At 56.1% G+C, this 5,391-nt stretch carries 5 protein-coding genes; all 5 read right to left on the reverse strand.

The genetic code is table 11. The features are described from left to right. The coding region (locus tag B3Z49_RS12205; RefSeq protein ID WP_296991195.1) for a dihydroxy-acid dehydratase at window positions 1-827 on the reverse strand (827 nt) is incomplete at its 3' end. Between the two features lie 5 nt (window positions 828-832). Beyond that, complete coding sequence (gene pgl, locus B3Z49_RS12210) at window positions 833-1,552, reverse strand: 6-phosphogluconolactonase (protein WP_120225235.1); 720 nt, start codon at window positions 1,550-1,552, stop codon at window positions 833-835. 73 nt (window positions 1,553-1,625) lie between these two features. Next, complete coding sequence (zwf, locus tag B3Z49_RS12215) at window positions 1,626-3,119, reverse strand: glucose-6-phosphate dehydrogenase (protein WP_063090213.1); 1,494 nt, start codon at window positions 3,117-3,119, stop codon at window positions 1,626-1,628. Window positions 3,120-3,244: 125 nt separating this feature from the next. After that, window positions 3,245-4,375, reverse strand: a complete 1,131-nt coding sequence (locus B3Z49_RS12220) for an ABC transporter ATP-binding protein (protein ID WP_296991174.1) — start codon at window positions 4,373-4,375, stop codon at window positions 3,245-3,247. Window positions 4,376-4,401: 26 nt separating this feature from the next. Next, a partial coding sequence (locus B3Z49_RS12225) for an alpha-amylase family glycosyl hydrolase (RefSeq protein WP_296991177.1) occupies window positions 4,402-5,391 on the reverse strand: 990 nt, incomplete at its 5' end.

Consider the following 5,391-nt stretch of genomic DNA (forward strand, 5'->3'; position numbering starts at 1 on the left):
CGATAGTCATTGCCAAGCTTGGTGATGGCAAGCGCACGACGTGCGGCTTCTTCGGTCAGCGCATCACGCAGATCGGTGTTCGGGTTGACAAACGCCGCCCCCGGAAGGTGCAAGCCCATGACTTCCATCAGCATCTGGTTGGAGTTCGCCGTCCCATAGAACGTGCAGGTGCCCGGGCTGTGATAAGACGCGGTTTCGGCTTCAAGCAGTTCCTTGCGGCCGACTTTGCCCTGGGCATAAAGCTGACGGATGCGGGCCTTTTCATTATTCGGCAAGCCTGATGGCATCGGCCCCGCCGGGACAAACACCGCCGGGATATGGCCATAGGAAAGCGCGCCCATGACAAGACCCGGAACGATTTTATCGCAAACACCGAGATAAAGGGCCGCATCAAACACATCATGCGACAGCGACACAGCCGTCGACATGGCAATGACATCGCGTGAGAAAAGCGACAGTTCCATGCCCGGACGGCCTTGCGTCACGCCATCACACATCGCCGGAACACCACCGGCAACCTGTGCGGTGCCGCCAGCCTCAAACACGGCCTTTTTGATACGGTCGGGATAAACACCCAACGGCTGATGGGCCGACAGCATATCGTTATAGGACGTGACGATGCCAAGGTTCGCACCGTCTTCGCCGTTAATGCGCTGCTTTTCCGCAGCCCCGCAACCGGCCGAGGCATGGGCAAGGTTGCCACATGACAGGGCGGAGCGATGCGGGCGATCAGAGGCCGCTGCCTCGATCTTGGCAAGATAGGCTTCGCGGGTTGGTTTGGAACGCTCGATAATGCGTTTTGTAATCTGTTCTATTTCACGTTTCATGGGGTTCAGCCTTTCGGGTTCTCGGCGCTCCACCACAGATCGACGGGGACATCGTTCTGTTGCAAGATTGCGCGAACCGGCATCTCTTCGATTTCCGTGCCGTTTTTCGCGGTTTCATAGGTCGACCATTTGGATTGTCCGGTAATATGGATGGCAATGTACCGGGAATTCAGGATGGCGGGCAAAGTCATGCTGATGCGCGGGACCGGGGATACGGTCGGGCGGGCAGCGGCGACCAGTTCGCCATGCTTGGGATAAAGCCCATTACCCAGGGCTTCGGGGGTCGAGGACGGGAAAAGTGATGCGGTATGACCATCATCCCCCATCCCCAAAAATACGATATCAAGCGGCCAGTGCATTTCCGTGCGCAAACGCGCACTGACGGTTTCGACCGCGTCTTCCGGGCTGTTATCGCCTGTCTTCAGCGACACAAAGCGGGCGTTCTGCGCTTCGTTGATAAACAGGTTATCGCGCACCAGCTTCTCATTGGACTGATCATCATCAAGCCCCACCCAGCGATCATCGCCAAGGGTAACAATCACCTTTGACCAATCAAGGCGCGCCTGTGAAAGGGTTTGAAACAGCGGCTTTGGAAAGCGTCCACCGGCAACTGCAATGCTGGCGTGGCCGCGGGTTGCGATGGCAAATTCCAGACGATCAACGGTTTCCTTGACCATTGCCGCAAGCATTTCATCGCCGCTTTTGAATGTGCGTTCGTTTGTCATGTCTTCTTCCCGAAGTTGGGGTCATGGCGCGTTTGCGCAAGGCCCCGGCACACAAGTACCGGGGTGCACAATGCTAGAACCCGGCCTCTTCGTTCCAGGTCCGGCCATCGCGTTCGATCAGGGCGATGGCAGCAGACGGGCCCCACGTTCCGGCGGTATATCCCTTGGGCGTGACATGATTGTTCTGCCACGCATCCTGAATGGCGTCGACCCACTGCCAGGCAATATCCTGTTCATCGCGGCGGACAAACAGGGTGTTGTTGCCATCAATCGCATCCAGCAAGAGACGCTCGTAGGCATCCGGGCTGCGGCCACCAAACGCCTCGGCAAAGGACAGGTTCAATGCGGTCGGACGCAGACGCACAAGCCCCGGTCCCGGGTTCTTGTTATTGAGCACAAGATGGATACCGTCATCCGGCTGCAGGCGCAGGACCAGCTTGTTGGCCTGATAGTTGGTCATGGATTTTGCCAGCGGGAAAATCTGGTGCGGGACGTCACGGAACTGAATGACGATTTCCGAATGACGCTTGGGCAAACGTTTGCCCGTGCGCAGATAGAACGGAACACCCGACCAGCGCCAGTTATCAAGCTCCGCCCGGATGGCGACAAAGGTTTCGGTGGTGCTGTCAGTATTGGCCCCTTCCTCTTCGAGGTAACCCGGCACTTCCTTGCCACCCACGGCGCCCTTGCGGTACTGGCCGCGCACGGTGGAGCTATCGATGTTGCTATCATTGATCGGCTGAAGAGCTTTCAGCACCTTGACTTTTTCATCGCGGACCGCGTCCTGATCAAGGACATAGGGCGGCTCCATCGCGACGAGGCAAAGAAGTTGCAGCATATGGTTCTGCACCATATCGCGCATCGCACCGGCATCGTCATAATAGGACCAGCGGCCCTCAACCCCGACTTCCTCGCCGACCGTGATCTGAACGTGATCGATATGCGCGCTGTTCCACAGCGGCTCGAACATCGCATTGGCAAAGCGCAGGATCATCAGGTTCTGCACCGTTTCCTTGCCAAGATAGTGGTCGATACGGAAAATCTGGTTTTCCTCGAACACTTCACCGATCTGGCCGTTGATTTCGCGGCAACTGTCAAGATCATGACCCAGCGGCTTTTCAAGCACGACACGGGAATTCGGCGTTACCAGACCGGCCTTTTTCAGATTAAAGGCCATGTCGGCAAACAGCGACGGACTGGTCGAGAAATAAAAGACGCGATCACGATCAGGCTGATCGGACAGCTTTTCATACAGGACCTTGAACCCGCTTTCATCGCCGGCAGAAACCTGAACATAGGCAATGCGACTGGCGAACTTCGCCCACGTCTCGGGTTCGAACTCGCCTTTGGGAATGAATTTCTTCCCGGCTTCTTCCAGCTTGGCCCGGAAATCTTCGTCGCTATGTTCGCTGCGCGATGCGCCAAAGATGCGGGTCTCATCATCGAAACGCCCGGTGCGTTCCATTTCATAGAGTGCGGGAAAAAGTTTACGTAACGCCAGATCTCCGGTCCCACCGAAAATCACGATATCCGCGATACGATGCTTAAGCCTTTGCCTTTGTTTCATTATGCCCTTAGCCTTCCAACGTTTCCTTCCCGTCGCCAAGGTGGGACCCTGGATCTTGCGATCCTGGCAGACAATCGGGGCACGGCATTTTGCCGTGGTGGCAATCCCGGCCTTTCCGGAACTGCCTATCTGGCAGACAGCTGCGCCGCAAGCGGAGCGTTATCGACCGCAAGCCGGCGTTTCGCCTTCCCATTCTGGTCGAACAAATAGCAATCCTGTACCCGGGCGGTTACCCCGACAGAGCTCCCTGATGCGATTGCCGTATCGCCAGCAACACGAGCAACAAAAAGCTCTTCGGCACCGGTCTGCACATAGACGAGGCCAGCCTCGCCCAAATGTTCAACCACATCGACCGTTCCTGCGAACAATGCTGTGTCCTGATCAGCAATGCTGCAATGTTCCGGCCTGACGCCCACTGTTACACGATCTCCTGTGGCAAGACCACTGCCATCAACGGGCAGATCGATGTCTTTACCAGAATCCAGTTTAACCGTAACAGTTTGTTGCGAAACGGCCCCAACAACCGCCGGAACGAAGTTCATTTTAGGCGATCCGATAAAGCCTGCAACAAATTGATTTTGCGGGTGATGATAAAGTTCCAGCGGGGATCCAACCTGCTCGACCCGACCGGCCCGCAAGACGACAATTTTATCGGCCATCGTCATCGCTTCGACCTGATCATGCGTCACATAAATCATCGTGGACTTCAATTTTTCATGAAGTTTTGTCAACTCGATGCGCATTTGCACACGCAGTGATGCGTCAAGGTTCGATAGCGGTTCATCAAACAGGAACACGCCGGGTTGTCGCACAATCGCGCGCCCAATCGCGACACGCTGTCGCTGACCACCGGAAAGTTCCTTGGGCTTGCGGTCAAGAAGTTCTTCAAGCTGCAATATCTTGGCCACCGCCATGACGCGTTCGTGCTGCTCGTCCTTGGACTTTTTCGCCAGATCGAGCCCGAATGCCATGTTGTCAAACACCGACATGTGCGGATAAAGCGCGTAGGACTGAAACACCATCGCGACACCACGATCCTTGGGCGCGACATTATTAACGACCTTGCCGCCAATCGACAGTTCCCCGCCCGAGATATCCTCAAGCCCTGCGATCAACCGCAGAAGCGTTGACTTTCCGCACCCCGACGGGCCGACAAATACGCAGAACTCGCCATCGCGAATATCAAGGTTCACACCATGAATGACATGGACGGGCCCGAACCGCTTTTCGACCTGCTTTAAAACAACATCAGACATCTTAAACTTCCCTCAGACTTCTTTTGTTATATGGTCCCGAAATAAAAACCCCACCCCGGCAGCGTCAGGCGACTACCTGCAACTGTGCCGGTGGCAAACGGGCAGTTCGGTTCGGATTGTCCGGGCAGTGTGACTGCCACCGGATCAGGGGTGGTGTTGAACACGCAAATCGTACGCACAACGCCAGACATTCGGGCATAGGCAATGACATCACCGCCCAGATTTTCCAGCATCTCGATATCGCCATTGATGATTTCCGGATGGCTTTTGCGCCATGCCAGAAGATCGCGATAGAAATTCAGCAACGAGTTCGGATCGTCAGTCTGATCTGCCACCGAGAGTGCGCTGTGCTCTGGCGGAACCGGCAACCAAGGCTGATCGCCAAAGGTAAATCCGCCATGTGGTGCATTGGCATTCAGCCACGGCATCGGCGTGCGGCAGCCATCACGGCCCTTGAATTCCGGCCACATTTCAATGCCGTAGGGATCCTGAAGCAGTTCATAAGGTACAACTGCTTCTTCAAGGCCAAGTTCTTCGCCCTGATAGATGCACGGGGTTCCACGCAGGGACGTGTAAAGTGCCGGGATCATGCGCAGGCGCGCATCATTGTCCCCGCCCTTCTCCTTGCCCCAACGGCTGGCAACGCGCATGAAGTCATGGTTGGACACAGCCCAGCATGGCCAGCCATCCCCCAGCACATCAAACACGTTTTTGAGCATATCCCGCACAAGCCCGGTTTCAAGCGGGCTTTCAAGCAGGTTGATGGTGTAAGCCATGTGAAGCTTATCCCCGCCTGAGGTGTATTCCGCCATGGTCGCAAGCGAATTGTCCGAGCCGATTTCACCCACCGTCGTACTGCCGGGATATTTATCCATTACCGCGCGCAGCTTTTGCAGGAAGGCTATATTTTCCGGGCGCGTCTTGTCATAGACATGCATCTGGCGCGTATAGGGGTTTTCCTTTGGCGCACCTTCCGGGCGATGTGTGCCCGGAACCCATGGCGGGTTATCACGCAG

Origin of the sequence: Thalassospira sp. UBA1131 (assembly GCF_002311515.1) — a bacterium.
Classification (GTDB): domain Bacteria; phylum Pseudomonadota; class Alphaproteobacteria; order Rhodospirillales; family Thalassospiraceae; genus Thalassospira.

Coding starts and splice junctions, on each gene's coding strand:
- pgl (WP_120225235.1), bottom strand. CDS start 1,552: ATGACAAACGAACGCACATTCAAAAGCGGCGATGAAATGCTTGCGGCA.
- zwf (WP_063090213.1), bottom strand. CDS start 3,119: ATGAAACAAAGGCAAAGGCTTAAGCATCGTATCGCGGATATCGTGATT.
- B3Z49_RS12220 (WP_296991174.1), bottom strand. CDS start 4,375: ATGTCTGATGTTGTTTTAAAGCAGGTCGAAAAGCGGTTCGGGCCCGTC.